14 protein-coding genes are annotated in these 16,410 nt (G+C 66.2%); 10 read left to right on the forward strand and 4 right to left on the reverse strand.

What is annotated here, in order from left to right; genetic code table 11:
- Nucleotides 1-28: 28 nt before the first annotated feature.
- Nucleotides 29-1,303: a glycerophosphoryl diester phosphodiesterase membrane domain-containing protein gene (locus QWJ37_RS05560; RefSeq protein WP_290244577.1), complete on the reverse strand. Its 1,275-nt coding sequence runs from the start codon at nucleotides 1,301-1,303 to the stop codon at nucleotides 29-31.
- Between the two features lie 222 nt (nucleotides 1,304-1,525).
- On the opposite strand from QWJ37_RS05560, the gene mtrA reads away from it, so the two are divergent.
- The 7 genes from mtrA (at nucleotide 1,526) to secA (ending at nucleotide 11,714) form a co-directional block, all read left to right on the forward strand.
- On the forward strand, nucleotides 1,526-2,203 hold the full coding sequence (gene mtrA, locus QWJ37_RS05565; RefSeq protein ID WP_227903514.1) for an MtrAB system response regulator MtrA: 678 nt from the start codon (nucleotides 1,526-1,528) through the stop codon (nucleotides 2,201-2,203).
- Between the two features lie 109 nt (nucleotides 2,204-2,312).
- Nucleotides 2,313-3,920 (forward strand): MtrAB system histidine kinase MtrB, encoded by a 1,608-nt coding sequence (gene mtrB / locus QWJ37_RS05570; protein ID WP_290244835.1) that lies wholly within the window; start codon nucleotides 2,313-2,315, stop codon nucleotides 3,918-3,920.
- On the forward strand, nucleotides 3,910-5,649 hold the full coding sequence (locus tag QWJ37_RS05575) for an LpqB family beta-propeller domain-containing protein (protein ID WP_227903509.1): 1,740 nt from the start codon (nucleotides 3,910-3,912) through the stop codon (nucleotides 5,647-5,649). Before mtrB ends, QWJ37_RS05575 begins: the two co-directional genes overlap by 11 nt.
- Before the next feature lie 123 nt (nucleotides 5,650-5,772).
- On the forward strand, nucleotides 5,773-6,747 hold the full coding sequence (locus QWJ37_RS05580; RefSeq protein ID WP_227929579.1) for a phosphoribosyltransferase family protein: 975 nt from the start codon (nucleotides 5,773-5,775) through the stop codon (nucleotides 6,745-6,747).
- A 124-nt stretch (nucleotides 6,748-6,871) separates the two neighbouring features.
- Nucleotides 6,872-7,591 carry a ribosome-associated translation inhibitor RaiA gene (gene raiA, locus QWJ37_RS05585; RefSeq protein ID WP_290244581.1) on the forward strand — a complete coding sequence of 240 codons (720 nt, stop codon included), beginning with the start codon at nucleotides 6,872-6,874 and terminating at the stop codon, nucleotides 7,589-7,591.
- Nucleotides 7,592-7,645: 54 nt separating this feature from the next.
- Complete coding sequence (locus QWJ37_RS05590; RefSeq protein WP_290244583.1) at nucleotides 7,646-8,860, forward strand: crosslink repair DNA glycosylase YcaQ family protein; 1,215 nt, start codon at nucleotides 7,646-7,648, stop codon at nucleotides 8,858-8,860.
- A 91-nt stretch (nucleotides 8,861-8,951) separates the two neighbouring features.
- The gene (gene secA, locus QWJ37_RS05595; protein WP_290244585.1) at nucleotides 8,952-11,714 is read left to right on the forward strand and encodes a preprotein translocase subunit SecA; all 2,763 of its coding nucleotides are present in this window, start codon (nucleotides 8,952-8,954) and stop codon (nucleotides 11,712-11,714) included.
- An 11-nt stretch (nucleotides 11,715-11,725) separates the two neighbouring features.
- Here the strand turns inward: secA and QWJ37_RS05600 are convergent, their stop codons facing one another.
- Together QWJ37_RS05600 and QWJ37_RS05605 are read right to left on the reverse strand one after the other, a co-directional pair.
- Complete coding sequence (locus QWJ37_RS05600) at nucleotides 11,726-12,325, reverse strand: Rv3235 family protein (RefSeq protein WP_227929582.1); 600 nt, start codon at nucleotides 12,323-12,325, stop codon at nucleotides 11,726-11,728.
- The gene (locus tag QWJ37_RS05605) at nucleotides 12,322-13,134 is read right to left on the reverse strand and encodes a hypothetical protein (protein ID WP_290244607.1); all 813 of its coding nucleotides are present in this window, start codon (nucleotides 13,132-13,134) and stop codon (nucleotides 12,322-12,324) included. The genes QWJ37_RS05600 and QWJ37_RS05605 overlap by 4 nt, the downstream gene beginning before the upstream one ends.
- Before the next feature lie 223 nt (nucleotides 13,135-13,357).
- On the opposite strand from QWJ37_RS05605, the gene QWJ37_RS05610 reads away from it, so the two are divergent.
- Entirely contained in the window at nucleotides 13,358-13,921 is a 564-nt protein-coding gene (locus QWJ37_RS05610) for a hypothetical protein (RefSeq protein ID WP_227929584.1), read from the forward strand.
- Between the two features lie 49 nt (nucleotides 13,922-13,970).
- On the opposite strand, the gene QWJ37_RS05615 is transcribed toward QWJ37_RS05610, so the two are convergent.
- Nucleotides 13,971-14,204, reverse strand: coding sequence for a helix-turn-helix domain-containing protein (locus tag QWJ37_RS05615; RefSeq protein ID WP_227903500.1), 234 nt, complete (start codon nucleotides 14,202-14,204; stop codon nucleotides 13,971-13,973).
- 246 nt (nucleotides 14,205-14,450) lie between these two features.
- On the opposite strand from QWJ37_RS05615, the gene QWJ37_RS05620 reads away from it, so the two are divergent.
- Nucleotides 14,451-15,101 (forward strand): hypothetical protein, encoded by a 651-nt coding sequence (locus QWJ37_RS05620; RefSeq protein ID WP_227929585.1) that lies wholly within the window; start codon nucleotides 14,451-14,453, stop codon nucleotides 15,099-15,101.
- A complete protein-coding gene (locus QWJ37_RS05625) occupies nucleotides 15,098-16,402 on the forward strand; it encodes a chromosome partitioning protein (protein WP_290244610.1) in 1,305 nt (434 codons plus the stop codon). The genes QWJ37_RS05620 and QWJ37_RS05625 overlap by 4 nt, the downstream gene beginning before the upstream one ends.
- The last annotated feature ends 8 nt before the right edge of the window (nucleotides 16,403-16,410 follow it).

Here is a 16,410-nt window from a genome sequence, read left to right on the forward strand (position 1 = left end):
GCCGGGAGCCGTACGGGGAACAGCATGCCTAGGGCATACCCATGGGAGGCCCGGCGGGTGCCTTACGCGACATAGGCACGGCGTGGCGGCCGGGAAGGAAATCGGGGTCCTGGGTATGCGGACCCTCCTGGTCCTTCATCAGGGCCAGATCGAATCCCTCGCGCCGGATGCGCAGGTCCACATACAGCAGGGCCGTGACTGCGCCCTGGAAGGCATACCCGACGGCCGAAACGAGCAGGGTGACGGCGATCAGCAGCACACTGCTGGCCACGAGGGCGGCCGGGTCCTCAGTTGATGCGCCGGCGAAGCCGATGATGAAGCTGAAGGGGATGGTCAGGATCTGCGTCAGGATGCCGACGATCATGCTGGTGAGAATGAGGATTCCGAAGGTACGCCACCAGTTCCGGCCGGTTAGCTGCCAGGACCGTGCGATGGACCGGAAGATGCCGGTGCCCTCGAGTACCAGTGCTGCCGGGGCCAGTGCAAGCTTGACCGATACCCAGGCGGTGACTGCCGCCAGGGCCAGCACGGCTATCACCACCACGGCAATCCCGGCATCTCCGAGCAGATAGATGACCAGGCTGAACAGCAGGACAAGGACGGTAACGGCAACCGCTGACGCTGCCAGCAGCACCAGCGCCAGTCCGGCCAACCGGAGGATGCTCCGCCGTGCAATCCGCCACATCTGGCTGAACCCGGTCCGCAGGTTCAGGGTGGCCCGTGCCACCGGGACCACCAGCAGGCCCTGCACCACCATTACTCCGACCAGGGATATAATGCCCAGCCCGACGAACCCGGTGAGCGCCCCCAATACCGGGCCGGCCAGCTCATCATCCGAGGCGCCGCTCAGCGCTGCGTCCTCGAGGCTGGAGATCATGCCAAAGCCCAGTCCGACGGTCAGGGCCGTGATAATGCCCTGGATGAGCAGTGAGTTACCGAAAGCGGCAAGCACGTTCCGGCGGCAGGCCTGGAACGCACCGTCCATCATTTCCCCTAGTCCGAGCGGGCGCAGCGGAATGATGCCCGGCTTGGGCGGCGGGGTATAGCCGTGCTGCTGCGGAAAGCCGGGGCCGGCAGCGGCATAGGGATTCGGGCTGTCCCAGGCGGACCCCTGCTGCGGCTGTGCCCACGGGTTCGCCGACGGCTGCTGCGCACCTCCCTGCGGGGGCTGCCATGCGCCGGGCGGCGGAGGAGCAGGATTCCACGGAGCGGCGGGGGGCTGGTCCTGAACGCGGGGCGGCGGCGGGCCCGGCACGGACCCCTGTGGTCCGTCTTGCTGACCCTTGTGTTCTTGCTCGCTCATCTTTACCCGTATCCCCCTGCAGGCAGTTGACTTTGTTACCTCGACTATAGTGACAGCGCGGTCATTCGGCATCCGGGGCGAGCCGCGGCCGGATTTGTGTCGCTTAGGATGATAGGGATTGACTTAGGCGGCTTTGCACGCCTGGGGGAGCGGCAGCCGCTATGACTGCTGACCCCGGCGCGCGTTTGCGCGCGGACGGACGCAAGCAGTGAACAGGGAGTTATGAAGGCACGCATACTGGTCGTAGACGACGACGAAGCCCTTGCCGAAATGATTGGCATAGTGCTGCGCAACGACGGATTCGATCCGGTGTTCTGCGCAGACGGCTCCTTGGCGCTGGATGTTTTCCGCAACAGCAAGCCGGACCTGGTGCTGCTTGACCTCATGCTGCCGGGGATTGACGGCATTGAAGTGTGCCGCCAGATCCGCAACGAATCCGACACCCCCATTGTGATGCTCACCGCCAAGGCCGACACGGCCGACGTCGTTCGCGGACTCGAATCCGGCGCCGATGACTATGTACCCAAGCCGTTCAAGCCGGCGGAACTGGTGGCCCGTGTCCGTGCCCGGCTGCGCCCGGGGGACCAGAAATCACCCGAGACCCTGCGGATTGGTGAAGTGTCCATCGACGTGGCGGGACACTCCGTGTCCCGGGGCGGGGACAACATTTCGCTGACCCCGCTGGAATTCGACCTGCTGGTGGCGCTGGCCCGCAAGCCGTGGCAGGTATTCACCCGTGAAATGCTGCTGGAACAGGTGTGGGGCTACCGCCACGCCGCCGACACGCGGCTGGTCAACGTGCATGTGCAGAGGCTCCGCTCCAAGATTGAACGCGACCCCGAAGCACCCGAGATAGTACTGACGGTGCGCGGTGTCGGATATAAAGCGGGACAGAGCTAAGTTGCCGGGTTTCCTGGCCGGGGCGGCCGGGAAGTCCGAAAGAATTGCCAGGGCCCTGGAGCATCTTCGACGACTGCGGCATTCCTTCCGCCGGGCCACCTTTCACCGGATCGCCCGCCTATGGCGGCGGTCCCTGCAGTTCAAGACGATCATGTCCACGCTGCTGCTCGTGGCGCTCGCCGGTGCCGGCATCGGCGCGTTTCTCTCCCATCAGATAGCCGGGTCCCTCTACGAGGAGCGGCTGGCCCAGTTCCGGACCGAAGCCACCGCCGGCCTTTCCAATGTGAAGGACAACTTCCGCGAGACCACGGCCACGGACAGGGAGAGCACCGACCGGCTGGTCATGGACACCCTTCCCCTGCTTGAGGGCAAGGGCGCCGACGCCCAGCGGACATACCTGCTGACGCCCCTGCCCACCTCCGACCCCCTCTATGTCCCCTCGTCGGTGAACACCGGAAACATCACTGCCAGCGGCATCCCGGTGGCGCTCAGCGATGCGGTTGCTGCCAGCGCCGTAGGGGACGCTGAGACGGATTACGTGTACTGGGCGCCGCTGGAACTTGCCCACGGGGAACCCGGCATCGCCTTCGCTACGAAGGTCACGCTGCCCCCGGACAGCGCCGAGTACGCCCTCTACCTGATCTATGACCTCTCCTCCATGCAGGAAACTCTGGATGACATCCACCGGATCCTCTGGATCGCGGGTTTCCTCCTGCTGGCCATCAGCGGAACCATTGCCTGGGTGGTCACCAAGGCGGGCCTGGGTGCTGTCAGCGACGCAGCGGCCGTCTCGGAAAAGCTTGCCGCCGGCGAACTGCAGGAGCGTATGGAGGTCAAAGGCGAGGACGAAGTGGCGCGTCTTGCGGCATCGTTCAACCACATGGCCGGGACCCTGCAGGACCAGATCACCCAGCTCGCGACGCTTTCACGCATGCAGCAGGTATTCGTCTCCGACGTCTCGCACGAACTGCGCACCCCGCTCACCACGGTGCGGATGGCCGCTGAGGTGCTCTATGAGGCGCGCGAGAGCTTCGACCCCATGTACCGGCGTTCCACGGAACTCCTCTACCACCAGGTGGAACGGTTCCAGGCGCTGCTCGCGGACCTGCTGGAGATCTCGCGGTTCGACGCCGGTGCAGCGGCGCTGGACCTGGAGCCCACCGATGTCTTCCACATTGTCCGCGACGTCATGGACGCCACGGAACCGCTGGCGAACAACAGCGGCTCCGAGGTGCTGGTGGTATCCAAGGAATCCAGCTGCGTGGTGGACGCCGATCCGCGCCGCATCGAACGGATCCTGCGCAACCTGCTGGTCAACGCGCTGGAGCACGGCGAAGGAGAGCCGATCGAGATTGCCGTGGCGGTGAACGCCGATGCGGTGGGCATCGCCGTCCGCGACCACGGTATCGGCATGACTGAGGAAGCCGCCGGCCGGGTCTTTGACCGTTTCTGGCGGGCGGATCCGGCCCGGGCGCGCACTACTGGCGGCAGCGGCCTTGGACTGTCCATTGCTGCCGAAGACACCCGGCTGCACGGGGGCCGGCTGGAGGCCTGGGGTGATCCGGGCAACGGGTCATGTTTCCGGCTGACCCTGCCGCTCCGCCACGGAGGGACGTTCGACTCGTCTCCCGTGCCGCTCTCACCGCACGACGCCGGGGGCCCCCGCGCACTCAGCGCGGCGGCCGTGACCGCCGAGGAGGAATCGGATGTCTTGTAGCAAGAGCACGCCCGGGCAGGACAGGCGGCCCGTGCATGCAAAGGCGGCACGGCTGCTGGCGGTCCTGGTCGGCTCCGCCCTGTTCCTGGGCGGGTGTTCATCAATACCGACGGTGGGCCCCGTTGGTACGGCGTCGGCCGAGAGCGGCAGCGAAGCGCAGACGGAAGCCGTGTTCTCACCCGAGGGCCCGGCGCAGGACGCGTCCCCGCAGGACATCATCCGCGGTTTTATGGAGGCGGGAAAAGGCGCTACGGACGATTACAGTGTTGCGCGCCAGTTCCTGAGTCCGGAACTGGCCGAGGCCTGGTCACCCGGCCAGAAGGTCACCGTCTACCGCTCTTCGCGCATTGTTGCCATGCCCGAACCCAACCTTTTCCAGATCCAGCTTGAAGTGCAGGGAAGCGTCAGCTCGCAGGGCGTCCGCACCGATGTCCCGGAGGGCAGCACCGAGACCATTCCCGTCCGGCTCGAGGAAGTGGACGGACAGTGGCGGGTGAGCGGCATCCCCGACGGCATCATGCTTTCTTCGGCCACCTTCCCGCTCGTGTTCAAGGCCCACAACCTGTATTTCTATTCAAGTGATTACCAGTACTGGGTGCCGGACACCCGGTGGTTCATCCAGCGTCCCGGCATAGCAGCCAACATCGTCAGTGCCCTCCTCGTGGGGCCGGCACCGTATCTGGAAGGCGCCGTCGTCAGTGCGTTCCCGGCAGGTACCGCCCTGGCCCGGGACGCCGTCCCCGTAGCCTCAGGCGAGGCGTCGGTGGACTTATCGGAACCCCTGTCCGAATCGTCGGATCTGAACCGGCAGCAGATGGTGAAGCAGCTGGAAGTAAACCTGCGCGGACTGAACAACGTCACCTCTGTGAATCTGACAGCCCAGCAGCGCCCGGTGGACCTGGGCAAGGGGAACGGCGAGGTACAGTCGGCAATCAGTGACCCGTCCGCGGGTGCAACGCAGATTGTGGTCTATCAGGGAGAGCTTGCCTTCTACAGTGACGGCCCCGCCGACATTGAGGATGTGCCGTCGGTGGCGGAGTACTCCCCGCGCAACCCGGCCATGTCCTCGGACGGCGAAACCATAGCGTTCCTGGACGGCGGGCAGGACACTCTTCTGGTCACCGGGCGGGGACAGGATGTCCGGACCGCCGCTGACGGCAGCCGGTTCACGGCCCCAAGCGTCGACAACCGGCAGTGGGTATGGACCTCACGGCCGTCCGGAACCGGATCCGAAGTGCTGGCCATTCCACCGGGAGGAAACCAGGACTCCGCAGCAGTGCTTTCAGCTGCGTGGCTCGAAGGCCTCTCGGTTACGGAGGTACGGATTTCCCGGGACGGCAGCCGGGCTCTTTTCGCCGCCGGGCAAAATGGCGACAGCGCCGTGATGATTGCCGGAATTGTCCGTTCCCCGGAGGGCGTCCCGATGTCCCTGACCGCACCCCTGACGCTGCAGGTCCCCGGGGATGCCGGCGCCGTGAACAGGGTGAAGTGGGCTTCGGAAGATACCGTGGTTGCCGTTCGGGCAGGTGCGGAGGAGGGCACACCGGTCATCCTGGGTGCGGGCCGGGAGCCCGAACTGCTGGCGTCCAAGGAGGGGATCGAAGGCCTCAGTGCCGGAAACGGGGTTGAGGACATCTTCATCCAGACCGATGCCGGCATCTTCAACAAGGTCGGCAGCAGCTGGCCGCTGAGGACCGAAGGAGTGCGGGACCCCGCCTTCCCCGGGTAGGACCGGCCGGCGAATACGGCTTTTCCTCCACAGCCTCCGGCCGGCGCAGCGCGCAGGCCGGCCGGCCCGCCGAAGGCCCCGGGAAGCGTCGGTGTTTCCTCCGGGACGGGCAAGTCTGGGTGGATGGTGAAACTAACCGCACAGGTGGCAAAACTACCCGCACGGCTGGACAGGCTGCTGTTCTCGCCTGCAGGCCGGACAGCGGCCGAGGCTGTCACCGGGCTGGCCGCCGCCGTGGCGCCTGTTTCCTGCGTTGTCTGTGAAACGCCGGACCGGAGCCTGTGCAGCGGCTGTGCGGCGGGAATCCGCCGGGCCACGCTGCATCCCTACCCTGCGGAGGAAGGTGCGGCCGCGCTGCCGGCTGCGGAACCGGAGCCCGGATACCTCCCGCCGCAGGACCGCAGCAGGGAAGACACCGGCTTTGTCCCTCTTCCGGTGCTTGCCGCGGGAACCTATGCCGGAGGACTCGCCCGGACGCTGCTCGCCTTCAAGAACCGGGGGCACACGGACCTTGCGGTTTTCCTTGCACCGGTACTGGCGGGCGCGCTGCATGCCGCAGTGCGGAGTGCCTGCCCCGAGCCGGGCGCTCCGGATGTGGTGCTGGTGCCCGTGCCGGGTACGCCGCGGTCACTGCGCAAACGCGGTTACCAGCCGCTGATGCTGCTGATGAGACTGATTGAACGGCGGCGGCTGCTGCCTGCAGGGTCCAGGCTGGCGTCCCTCGTCAGGCACGCGCCCGGCCCGCCGGGCATTTCGGCTGCCCGTTTCCGGGGCCTTGACTTCAGCCGCGGGCGGGTGGCCGGTCCGCAGAAGGGGCTGGGCCGCTCCGGCCGCCGCCGCAACGTACACGGCTCCATGACCGCCGGACCCGCCGGGAGTCTCGAAGGCTGCACCTGCGTGGTGGTGGATGATGTCCTGACCACCGGGGCAACCCTCGCGGAAACGGTACGGGCGCTTCGTTCCGCGGGAGCCGTTGTTCGCGGGGCCGTTGTCATCGCCGTCACACCTGCCCCGGCACGTAACACTTCTCCCTCATCCGCTGCGGTGCCGGGGAGCGCGGCAGCCGGTAACGGAAACGGAATCACGGGACGTGAATAAAGGTCGGCGGTGATCTAACGTGTTGGTATGGATAGCTTCAAGAAGCGGAGTTATCCTGCGGCAACGGCCGTGAAGGAAACTGGCAGCGGCCGTTGTTGTGTCACCGAATCTATTGGAGGGCACCATGGAATTCATGATCAGCGGGCGCAATGTTGCAGTATCGGACAGGTTCCGCGAGTACGCCGAAGAGAAGATCGGCAAGGTGGAAGCGCTCGGCGACAAGGTCCAGCGGGTGGAAGCCCGAGTGACGAAGCAGGGCAACGTTCGTGATGCAGACAGTGCCCTGACTGTGGAAATCACCGTCACCGGACGCGGCCCGGTTGTCCGCGCCGAGGCAACGTCCGGCGACAAGTTCGCAGCCTTCGACCTCGCCTACGGCAAGTTGCTCGAACGGCTGCGCCGGGCCAGCGACCGGCGCAAGGTCCACCACGGACGCCACGCCCCGATTCCCGTCCGGGTAGCCACCGCTGATCTTGGTCCCGTAAGTACCTCCGAACCGCTCCACGAACAGGTTGCCGCCGCGGCGGAAGCGGAAGCAACCGAGGCCGACACAGGCGAGAATGAAGACGCTGCCGGCGACTGCCCCGTTTTGATTCGGCGCAAGGTTTTCCCGGGTGCCCCCATGAGCCTTGACGACGCCGTCGACAACATGGAGCTGGTCGGCCACGACTTCTATCTGTTCGTGGATTCCGCGACCGGGGCGCCGTCGGTGGTTTACCGCCGCCGCGGCTGGACCTACGGCGTGATCACCCTGGATTCAAAGTGCGCCGAAGGCATGGAGGATCCGCGGGAGGAAACGCGCGGATACCGCGTCACCGAAACCGGGGAGCGCGCCACAGCCTGATCCCGTCGCCCACGGGCCCGCCTGCCATCTTCCGGGCGGGCCTAGGATGAGGGCATGAGAACCAGACTGTCGCTCCGCCAGGCCCGCCGGGCGGCACTGTCGGCACAGGGACTGGCCCGTGAACGGCCCGCCGGCCTTGTTAACGCAAGGCAGGCGGGCCGTATCTTTGAGCGGCTGGCACTTCTGCAGATCGATTCAGTGAATGTCCTGGCACGCAGCCACTACCTTCCGCTGTTTTCCCGGCTCGGCCCCTATGACCGGGCCATCGTGGACCGCATGGCCACGCGGCGGCCCCGGCGGATGGTCGAATACTGGGCGCATGAGGCCAGCTTCGTGCGTCCGGACCTTTTTGCCGATCTGCGGGCTGTTCAGCGGCGCACCTGGATGACTGCCGGTTCCCTTCCTCCCGATGTGGCGGAGGACCTCCGGGAGCGGATCCTTGAACTTCTCGCCACGTCGCTGCAGCCGCTGACGGCCCGGCAGACAGCAGAGGCATTGGGCCACCGGCAGGTCCGGGACGCCGGGCACTGGGGGTGGAACTGGAACGCGGTCAAACGGGTGCTGGAGGATCTGTTCGCCTCCGGCCGCGTCAGCTCCGCGGGCCGCACTCCGCAGTTTGAGCGTCTGTATGCCCTGACGGCGGACGTGCATCCGGCTGGCGCGGCAGCCCTGGAACCCTCCGATCCGGAGCAGGCCGTTCTCCGGCTGACAGAGGCCGCGGCCAGGGCGCACGGCATCGCAACCGCCCGGGGGCTCGCCGATTATTTCCGCCTGCCTCAGCGTGCTGCCGCAGGGGCGGCAGAGGAACTGGTCCGGAAGGGGCTACTTGAGAAGGTGTCGGTCGCGGACTGGAAACAGCCGGCCTACCTGCACGTCGAGGCGGCCATCCCCAAAACAGCTGGCGGCCGGGCACTGCTGAGTCCTTTCGACTCGCTGATCTTCGAGCGCCGGAGGCTGCAGGAACTGTTCGGATTCCACTACCGGATCGGGATCTATACACCGCCGGCGGCCCGGCAGCACGGCTATTACGTACTGCCCTTCCTGTTGGGGGAGGAACTGGTGGCCCGGGTGGACCTCAAAGCGGACCGTGCCGCGGGTATGCTGCTGGTGCAGGGAGCCTTCGCCGAACCCGGGGCTCCGTCAGCCACGGCGCGCCAACTGGCCGCGGAGCTTGTCCTCATGGCACAGTGGCTTGGGCTCGACGGGATTGCCGTCCGGCCCGTGGGGGATCTGGCTCCCGCGCTGAAGCTGGAAGTATGCAGGGAATAAAGGTCAATGGGGAACCACGGACCAGCACCATACGTCTCTCACGTAGACTGGGGACGCCAGATTTCGGCAACACTAGATTGGGAGCAAATCAGTGGCATCACTACTCGAACGAGTTCTTCGTACCGGCGACAAGAAGACGCTGAAGACACTGCGTAACTACGCCGACGCGATTAACGTGCTCGAGGACGAGTTCAAGGGCATGAGCGATGCCGAACTCAGGGGTGAGACGGACCGCCTCAAGGAGCGCTACAACGACGGCGAGTCTTTGGACGACCTCCTGCCCGAAGCGTTCGCCGCTGTCCGCGAAGCCGCCGGCCGCACCCTGGGCATGCGCCACTTCGATGTCCAGCTGATGGGCGGCGCTGCCCTGCACCTGGGGAACATCGCCGAGATGAAGACCGGTGAGGGAAAAACGCTCGTTGCCACCGCACCGGCCTACCTCAACGCCCTGACCGGCCGGGGCGTGCATATCGTGACGGTAAATGACTATCTGGCGGAGTACCAGTCAGACCTCATGGGCCGTGTTTTCCGTTTCCTGGGCATGACCAGCGGCTGCATCCTCTCCAACCAGGACCCCGCGACGCGGCGCCAGCAGTACGCCGCGGACATCACGTACGGAACGAACAACGAGTTCGGCTTCGACTACCTGCGCGACAACATGGCCTGGAGTGCCGCCGAACTGGTGCAGCGCGGACACCACTTCGCCATTGTTGATGAAGTGGACTCCATCCTCATTGACGAGGCGCGTACCCCGCTGATCATTTCCGGTGCCGCGAGCGGTGACGTCAACCGCTGGTACACCGAGTTCTCCAAGGTCGTGACGCGGCTGACGCGGGAGACCGACTACGAGGTGGATGAAAAGAAGCGCACCGTCGGCATTCTGGAGCCGGGCATTGAGAAGGTCGAGGACTACCTCGGCATTTCCAACCTCTACGAGGCAGCCAACACCCCGTTGATCGGTTTCCTGAACAACGCCATCAAGGCCAAGGAACTCTTCAAGCGGGACAAGGACTACGTGGTCCTTAACGGCGAAGTCATGATCGTTGATGAGCACACCGGACGTATCCTTGCCGGCCGCCGATACAACGAAGGCATGCACCAGGCGATCGAGGCGAAGGAAGGCGTGGCCATCAAGGCCGAAAACCAGACGCTCGCCACGGTGACCCTGCAGAACTACTTCCGCCTCTACGAGAAGCTTTCCGGCATGACCGGCACGGCCGAAACCGAGGCGGCCGAGTTCATGAGCACCTACAAGCTCGGCGTGGTGCCGATCCCGACCAATAAGCCCATGTCCCGGATTGACCAGTCGGACCTGATCTACAAGAACGAAGTGGCCAAGTTCGACGCCGTGGTGAAGGACATCGCCGAGCGCCATGCCTCCGGCCAGCCCGTCCTGGTGGGCACCACCAGCGTGGAAAAGAGCGAATACCTCTCCAAGCAGCTGGCCAAGGCCGGTATCCGGCACGAGGTGCTCAACGCTAAGAACCACGCCCGTGAAGCGGCCATCATTGCCCAGGCCGGCCGCAAGGGCGCTGTCACGGTGGCCACCAACATGGCCGGCCGCGGCACCGACATCATGCTCGGCGGCAACGCCGAGTTCAACGCCATTGCCGAGCTGGAACGCCGCGGCCTTGATCCGAACGACAACCCTGAAGACTACGAAGCCGCCTGGCCGGACGCACTGGAGAAGGCGCGCCACGCCGTCGCCGCCGAGCAGCAGGAAGTAGTGGAACTCGGCGGGCTTTACGTTCTGGGCACCGAACGCCACGAATCGCGCCGGATAGACAACCAGCTCCGCGGCCGCTCCGGCCGCCAGGGCGATCCGGGCGAGTCACGCTTCTACCTCTCGCTCACCGATGACCTGATGCGCCTCTTCAACTCGGGTGCGGCTGAACGGATCATGAACAGCTCCTCCATGCCCGATGACGTGGCGCTGGAATCGAAGCTGGTCTCCAAGGCCATCCAGAACGCCCAGGGCCAGGTCGAAGGCCGCAATGCGGAACAGCGCAAGAACGTCCTGAAGTATGACGACGTCCTGAACCGCCAGCGTGAAGCGATCTACGGCGACCGCCGCCGCATCCTGGAGGGTGATGACCTGCAGGAGAAGATCAGCTTCTTCCTGGAAGACGTCGTTAGCGCCGTGGTGAACGAGGCGACTGCCGAAGGCCACGGGGACGACTGGGATCTGGAACAGCTCTGGACCAACCTGAAGACGCTGTACCCCATCGGCCTGACGATCGACGAGGTTGTTGACGAAGCCGGCGGAAAGTCCCGTCTTACCCGGGAGTTCCTGCACAACGAGATCCTTTCGGACGCCAAGCTGGCCTACCAGGCCCGCGAGGAGGCTCTCGGATCCGCGACCATGCGTGAGCTGGAGCGCCGCGTGGTGCTTTCGGTGATCGGGCGCAAGTGGCAGGAACACCTGTACGAAATGGACTACCTCAAGGAAGGCATCGGGCTGCGGGCCATGGCCCAGCGCGATCCCCTGGTGGAGTACCAGCGCGAGGGCTTCGTAATGTTCCAGACCATGATGGAATCCATCCGCGAGGAAAGCATCGGCTACCTGTTCAATGCCGACGTCCAGGTCAGTGAACCTGCCGCCCCGGCAGCCAACGCGCTTGCCGGCGTCAAGGATGCCCGCGGAGTTATCGGCACCCCCGTGATCAAGGCGGCCGGACTGGAAGCGCCGCAGCAGCCGGCGAGCCTGCAGTTCAGTGCCCCGGACAGCCAGGGCGGGGTGGAAACCCGCATTGAGCGGACTGCTTCGAAGGGTAAGCAGGCGGACGCGGCAGGTACCCGCCGGGCAGCCCAGGCCGGAAAAGCCGGTGCCAAGAAGGCAAAGCGCCGCAAGTAAGGACCCGGCACCTAGCCGATCTCCAACGCGGTAACCCGCCAGAGCCCGCGCCGCAGCTGAATTCTCAGTGCGACGGCGCGGGCTCTTTCGTGTTCCAGGGCAACCACTGCGCCTTCATAAATGCCCTCGGCCACGGGACACAGCCGGCAGGAACGGATCCGCACGCCCCGGTGCAGCAGCTGCGGATCCGGGCCGGAACCGGACCCCGCAGCGGCTGCTGCTGCCTGTCGCCTGCCCCGCACCAGGTTGGCCCGCAGCTGCAGCCGGTCATAATTCTCCTGGTCCAGCCAGCGGCTCATCTGCTGCAGCGGGCGGACACCCCCCAGCACCTCCAGAGCTGCAAGTGCCACGGACTGGCAGATGGCCCGAACCCGTGCATCGTCGGCAGGGTCGGATGACCAGGCAGCGGCGGCGGCAGCGGATGCAGGCTGTGCCGGTGCTTCCACGCCGTTTGCCGGGGCCTGCCGCGGCACGGCGGGAACCGGTGCCGGGATTTCCTCCCGGGCAGGAGCGCGGTACACGGCGATGGGGCCGCCGTCCGGCGCCAGTTGTGCCAGCTGCGCCAGCTCTGCGGGGGAATCGGGAGCCGGCAGGAATATCACACTGGTCATGGTGCTGTCCTTTCTTGGGGCGTGGGAAGAGGTTCGGGAGCGGGCGCTGACAGTATCTGGCCCGGCAGGATGAGGTGGGGGTCAGGGCCGACGACGGCGAGGTTCAGCGCGTGCCATCGGGGCCAATGTGCCGCTATTTCGGCATCCGTAGCCAGCGGACCCAGCTGCTCCGCGGCCAGGGACCACAGCGTGTCCCCGGCAGCCACCACCACCTCGGCCTGTTCCGTCCGCGGCACCGGAGTCAGGACGTTTCCGGCCGGAGGCTGCGGGGGCGCCGGCCGCCACAGCGGTGAGACGGCATCTTCATCCGGTGCCTTGTCTGCGAAGGGAGCGGTGGCCGACAGCAGTTCCGGAGGCCGGTGGTGACCGGTTGCCGCCGTACCGGAGGCAACCGGTGCCGATACTGCGGGGGTGGGCGCGGAAGCCGCTGCGATTGCGGGGACGCTCCCGGCGGCCAGGGAGAGTCCCAGCACCGCAGCAGCCAGTCTTCGGGCGGGCCCGGGAGCCAGCAGCATTGTCCGGTGTCCGGCTGAGGCCATGCCGCAGCGCACCAGAATGCCGCCCGCTGCCGCGCAGATAAGGCCGCCCACCCACCAAACGGTCAATACCAACCCGGTGCCGGCGGCGCACAGTCCTGCCAGCAGCTCGAATGACTCGGGGGACACCGACGGCCCGGACCTGGCGCCGCTTGCGGGAAGGGCCTGGAGGATTTCCGCACCGTCCCGGAGAAGCAAAAGGCCGAGCGCTGCTACTGCGACAGCGGTCAGTGCGTCGGCTGCCAGGGCCGGGTGGATAACCGGTTTACGCATGGCGTCTCCTCATCGTGGTGGTCCCGGGCAGTCCTGGGTGGTCCTAGGTGGTGCCAAGTGCCCATTTGATGCAGTTTGGTGCTGTTTGGAATCGGCTTAGACAGTTGATCAATGTCGTTGGCCTTTGACCCTGAATGGTCCGTGTGAGGCTCGTGTCTACACTTCACCGCGATAGGTGTCCAGAGTGGTGGTCTCTGCGGGGTGACAAAGCTAGCCTTGGGCGATGCGATGGGATGCCCTGTTCAGGGACATGGAGGCACAGATGGCTGCCGCGGACGAACGTCATGCGGCGGGCGAGATTTCCGAACGCGTTCGCGTGGAGCTTGGCGGGATCAGCCTGCAGGACCGGCTCCGGAGCCAGTCCGGCAGGGAGCTCGTCGTGGACCTTGGCCGGGCCGGAACCCTGCGCGGTGTGCTGCGGCACGTAGGGGCCGGCTGGGTGGTGCTTGAGCGTGAACGCGGCTCGGCACTTGCCGCACTTGCCCATGTGGTATCCGTCAGGGGGCTGGACCGGTTTGCCGAACCTGCCGCCCGCGCCCTGAATCTCGGCATAGCGTCGGCCTTGCGGGAGATATCCCGGGACAGGAGCATTGTCGCGCTCAGACTGGCGGGAAAGGCCTCAGGCGAAGTCCTGCACGGAACGATTGACCGGGTGGGGGCCGATTTCGTTGAACTGGCCGTGGTCGCAGCCGGAGAGGAGCGGCGTCCGGGAAATGTGTCCGCGGTTCATCTCCTCCCGACGTCCGCAGTGGCAGCGGTCCTGACTCAGCAGCACGGCTGGGGCTGAGCAGAGCATCCGTCCTCGGAGGCCCGCCCCGGGGTGGGGCGGGGAAGGGTCAGCGGTCCACCGCGTCTTCCGACGGAATGCCCTGGCGGACCGCGGCGGCGGATTTGCGGTAGGCACGGGAAATATAGTCTTCGAGCTGCTGTGTCTCAACCCGCCACTGGCCGCGCCCGCCGATCTGGATGGCGGGAAGCTCCCCGCTGCGTACCAGGGCGTAGGTCTGTGAAGAGGAAATGTTCAGTACCTCGGCGACGTCGGCCAGCGTCAGGAATCTCTTATCGCCCACGGCACTCACCTTTCGAACCGCACCACTGCGGTTGCACCCGTTATATACCAGCAGCACCAGTCTGGCACCGGCAAAACCGTTCCCCGGGTTATCCACAGATTCAAGCCGGCCCGGAAACCACCGTTTCCTTCCGCGTGTGCGTACTCCACACTGGCCTCAGCCGGCAGGGAATCGTGAGGCGGGAAGTGTCTGGCGGGAAATTGAGGAAAGAAGCGTGAAAAGAAGCATGGGGGAATCGGGGGAGACATGAGTCTGCGTACACGAGAAGAGAAGCCGTCCGCTGCCAGGCTGCGCAGGCCATCCTGGCGGGATCCACGGCTGCTGCTGGGCATCCTCCTGGTCCTGGGATCCGTTACGGCGGTAGTGACCCTTGTCCAGCAGGCAGATGAGACCACCGACGTCTACGCTGTCCACCGCGATATTGCTCCCGGCGCTCCCATCCGTGCCGAGGACCTCCGTCCGGTACCCGTCAGGCTGGGTAACGCCGGAGACCTGTATCTGCCTGCAGCCGAGGGGGTGCCCGAAAACGCGGTGGCGGGCGCCGTCCTGAGGGAGGGGGAGCTGGTGGCCCGGTCTGCGCTGACAACGCCTGACTCGCTGGACCGCAAACCTGTCGGACTGCGGGTGGAGGATCCGCTGCCCGCCAGGACGGAGGCAGGCTCGCGTGTGGATATCTGGGCTGCCGCACCTAACGGCAGGAACGGGTTCGATGAACCCCGGCAATTAATCGAGGCCGCAGAAATATCGGAGCTGTCCGTTACCGAGTCGGCCCTCGGAGCGAACCGGAACACCGAACTCCTGATCCTGGTCGAGGATGCCGACCTGCCGATGCTGCTGGCGGCCCTCTCCAACGAGGCAAAAATCACCGTGGTACACAACCCCGCCCCCGGCTCGTGAACATCCCCGTTGCCACCGTCGGAACCGCCGCCGCCGGCGTTCTGGACGGGCTGGAACGGCTGCAGGGTCCGGTGACGGTAGTCCGACGGTGCACAGAGCTGACCGAAATGCTCGCTGTGGCGCAAACCGGAATGGTCCGCGCCGCCATCGTGGCCGGCGACGCCGAGGAGATAACTGCCGGCATCGCAGACCGGCTGGGCTCCGCCGGGGTAGCCCTGGTGGCGCTCGCTGACGATCCGATGCTGCGGCGCCGGCTGGATGCCCTGAACATTCTTAATGCCCCCACCGGACTGGATCCGGGGGACTTGGCGGAACTCATCTCCACGGCGGTACTGGCCCTGGGCCGGTCCGCCCGGACGACGGGCACCGCGATGGCTGATCCGGGTGCCGCCCTAGGATCCGGTACCAATGGCGAAGGACCCGGGGAACCGGCACCGGGGACGCCGGAAGCGGAGGTCCGGGCCGGCACCGTAACCGCTGTCTGGGGACCTGCCGGAGCTCCGGGCCGGACCACTCTCGCCATCAACCTGGCCGCTGAACAGGCAGCTGCAGGGCGAAGCGTGATCCTCATCGACGCGGACACCTATGGCGCCTGCGTCGCCGTCGGCCTGGGACTGCTCGATGAGTCAGCGGGCATTGCGCAGGCGTGCCGACTCGCGGACCAGGGCATGCTTGATGACGGCAGCCTGCGCGCCCTGGCCGCATCTGTTTCGCTGCGGGGGCACCAGCTTGCCGTGCTTACGGGGGTGACCCGTTCGGACCGCTGGGTGGAACTGCGCCCGCCAGCACTGGACGGAGTGCTCGAGGCCGCCCGCCGGTTGTTCGACCTGATAATCGTGGACTGCGGGTTCTCATTGGAAACCGATGAGGAGCTCAGCTTCGACACCATGGCCCCCCGCCGGAACGCCGCCACGCTGCTGGTCCTGGAAAAGGCGGACACCATCTATGCAGTGGGTGCGGCAGACGCCGTCGGCGTGCCCCGACTGGTCCGGGCAGTGGCGGAGCTGGCGGAGACGGTCCCGACAGCAGATCCGCTGATCGTGCTGAATAAGGTCCGCGCGTCATCGGTGGGAAGGCAGCCGGAAAACCAGTTGGGCGGGGCCTGGGAACGCTTCGGCCCCGGCAGGCAGATCTCCGCATTCCTGCCGGCGGATTACGACGCCGCAGACGCGGCGCTGCTCTCCGGAACGGCCCTGCTGGAAACGGCACCGGCGTCGGCCCTCCGTGCAGCCATTGCCGATCTGGCGGGCATACGGACCGGGCGCCGACGGCCGGCACGGCGCCCCCGCCGGGCAAAGTGACCTTTCGC

It is taken from the genome of Arthrobacter sp. YD2, assembly GCF_030410475.1.
Taxonomy (GTDB): domain Bacteria; phylum Actinomycetota; class Actinomycetes; order Actinomycetales; family Micrococcaceae; genus Arthrobacter_B; species Arthrobacter_B zhangbolii.